We start from the raw sequence: 3,120 nt of genomic DNA, 5'->3' as shown, positions 1-3,120 counted from the left end.
GATAAAAAACTGAGTTCCTTCTTGAATTACCAAAGTATTTGTCATAGGAGTAGGTAGTGATTTAGTTGTAGATTTTGGTAGTGGATTGGAATTTTAGAAACCGGGTTTTTTACGAAAATTATTCGTTACAGCCCGCAGATGCGATAAAAACCCGGTTATGAAGGCGGAGTGGGTAAATCCTAACTAAGGACTTTGAAAGAGGAAGCGAATTTTGGCGATCGCAATTTCATCTCCGCTATCCAAAATCTCAGGCATAGTTATCCTAGCCCCGAATTTAGACTGACCAGCCCGTTTAATGAAAACACTATTAGTTGAGCCAAGATCCTTAATTTTCCAAGCTCCTCCTTCCTGATAAATTTCTGCGTGCTGGCGAGAAATAGTTTCGTCTCCCGGAAATCCTTCCAAGTCAATATCTACAGGCCCCGTATCTGAATCAAATTTGCCGATAATTGCATTGCTTCCATCTAGCAAAAATTCGCTTGTAGGCACACTAGATTGTTTGGAAATCAGCCTCGCAGTTCCAGTGGAAGGTGTGAAAGTAGGGGGAGTCGGTACAGGAGGAAATGTAGGTGGCGGAGTAGGCGTAAAAGTGCTGTTATTTGAATCTGGAGAAGATGCAGTTTGCTCTGTGGGAAAAGCTATAGTAGGGGCCGAAGTTGACCATACAGGTGCGCTGACAGGTGCGCTGACAGGTGTGCTGGCTGCTCCTAGTTCATAGCCGCAAGCCTCGCAAAATTCTGCATCAGTGGCATTGTCATAACTACAGGCGGGGCAAGTAACTGTCATAGTTTTAGTTCCTTTGTTTGTAAGCGTGATGTGGGAATTTATAAGTGTTAATTCGACTAGCCGGTTCCTGAGCGTAGTCGAAGGATAGGGTTTCGACTTCGCTCAACCAACAGGATAGGGTTTCGACTTTGCTCAACCAACTGGGTAAGTCCTGTCTAGGTTCCTGATAGATTCCGAATTTGTTCTTCAGAAAGTTCGTCATTGATATCTCCGCCCATTTTGACGGTTTTACCTTTGGAACCCATTTTGACGGTTTTGCGAGTTCCGTCGGAAAGTCTGCGGGTTTTTCGCAACTCGTCTTGAGCTTGATTGAGAGATTGAGTCATGGCATCATTGCCAATTCTTACAGTCATTCGACGGGCAGTTTCTAGCAATTCTTGCGCTTTCTGAGGATTGCTTTCAGCAATGCGAGTAGCATCACCAACAAGTTGGGAAATATTGCACTGTTGTACATAACCCATGACTTCTTGATCCACTTGGGCTGCTACTTGTCCGGCGACAAATTGTACGAGTAGATTTGCAGGGGGCAATTCACCGCGTCGGTTTTGTCCTGGGACATCGTAGGTTAGGCCTAGTTGGGCAATTCTGACGCGGGAGGCGGCGCGACTTTCCATGCTGAATTCTAAGATGAAAACGGTTTCGTCGTTCCCTACAGCATTGCCAATGGGATAGGGGTCTTGAGTAAGGGAAAATTCGGCTTGAGAGGGATAGGCGCGGACGATACGAGTCAGTTTTACTCCTTTTACTGTTTTCACAGTTAAGGCTAAGTTGGTGATGACTTCTTGTTGCGCTTGGGTGAATTCTTGAATGATTGTATCGGGCAGTTTGCTAATGGAAACTGCTGCACCGCCTGGGTTTTCTTCCGCGACAATGTGAAGCGGAATTCCGCCAGTGGTGTCGCTGAGATAGGTGAGTAAGTTTTCGTTAAATTCTCCAACTCCTAATGCGGTAATGGGGGTATTATTAGAGGCGAATTCGCTGGCGATCGCCCTGCATACATCTTCATCAAAGGTTTGACCGTCGGTGAATAGCAACGTGCGCCGGATGGTCATGTTTTGCCCTGAGAGCAAGCTTAATGCGCCCCGCAAACCCGCTCCCATGCGCGTACCGCCAGAAAACTCCCGGAGTTGTTCGATCGCACTTTCTAACTGACTGGTTTGAGTAGCTGGAGTGAGTTGAATCAAAGTAGCCGCCGAGTCATCAAACTTGACAATGGCTATGCGATCGCTCGCACTAAGTTTCCCAGAATGAATCAGTTTTTTTAGGGACTCAATCACAATATCTATCTTGGTTTCCCCTCCGGTGACTCCCATATACTCTTGACCATCCACCATAAAGGTATTGCCAGTGGGTACGACATCACCGACGACAACTTCACGCATGGAACCACTGGTGTCAATTAGAAAAACAAAGGTTGTGGGCGGGCGCGTATTTGCTACTTCTTTTTTCGGCCGCAGCTTCAACATTACAAATAGTTTTTGTTCTGAAGAATCGGCTGGTAAGAATTCGCGGTGGGGTGCGATTTGGACGTTTAGCATTGTGTTTGCCTTGGGTAAATTATCTCACAGAATTGGAAATTTTTGCTGTTTTTTTCTGATTTTTTGCACTTTGGCGATCGAGCTGTGTCTAGCCTCCGATCCCCCCTAGCCCCCCTTAAAAAGGGGGGGACAAGAAGTTGCTCAAAGTCCCCCTTCTTAAGGGGGATTTAGGGGGATCTCCGGGGAATTAACAGTGTTAACTGAACCGTATTGTTCGATCGCGGTGCAAGATGTATCAGCAAAAATTCAGCGGTGGTAGCATTCCCCAACAGGGCGCTATCTCAGATAAATCTGGATAGATAGGGGTCGGCATCTCTTGATTGCCCGCTTCCTGCAATTGGTTAATTTTTTCAGCTATCAGCGGGGGCAAATCAAGAGTAATGGGACAGCTTCGATATCCTTCTTTGATGTCTTCTATCCAAGATTTTATCATCTGATTAAGATGACTGTCGCTAATTTTACATGAACTTTGGTTTTGCAAGTTTGTTCGCATACTTTCTCTGATTTCCGAGGTAAATATTTTGTCTGGGTTGTTTTCTTGATAGGAAGTTAGGCTGAGGGTGTATTGATACTCCTCGTTAGGGTTCTGGGAGCCTTTTAGTTTGAGAGAAATTGTGTATTTGATCATGTTTTATTTCATTGAGTTACCTACAAACGAAATACGACAAACTGTATCTATCCCTTTTGCTCCATTCAGAATTTAATTTTACAAAAACTTCGATGTATGGCTCTATATCTTTGGAGTTCCTTACATAGCGGCTAACCTTACCGGAAATTGCCACTATATCTGGTAAAC

3 protein-coding genes are annotated in these 3,120 nt (G+C 45.0%); all 3 read right to left on the bottom strand.

From position 1 onward, the window contains the following. Positions 1-183 precede the first annotated feature (183 nt). Positions 184-786: an FHA domain-containing protein gene (locus tag IQ270_RS29330; RefSeq protein ID WP_193976631.1), complete on the bottom strand. Its 603-nt coding sequence runs from the start codon at positions 784-786 to the stop codon at positions 184-186. A gap of 155 nt (positions 787-941) precedes the next feature. Continuing rightward, positions 942-2,324 (bottom strand): VWA domain-containing protein, encoded by a 1,383-nt coding sequence (locus IQ270_RS29325; protein WP_193976630.1) that lies wholly within the window; start codon positions 2,322-2,324, stop codon positions 942-944. Positions 2,325-2,559: 235 nt separating this feature from the next. Next, positions 2,560-2,952, bottom strand: coding sequence for a hypothetical protein (locus IQ270_RS29320; protein WP_193976629.1), 393 nt, complete (start codon positions 2,950-2,952; stop codon positions 2,560-2,562). Positions 2,953-3,120 lie beyond the last annotated feature (168 nt).

The sequence above is a fragment of the Microcoleus sp. LEGE 07076 genome (assembly GCF_015207455.1).
GTDB lineage: Bacteria > Cyanobacteriota > Cyanobacteriia > Cyanobacteriales > Microcoleaceae > Microcoleus.
Note: the sequence above shows the minus strand (reverse complement) of the source record. Positions and strands in the feature narration are given on the sequence as shown.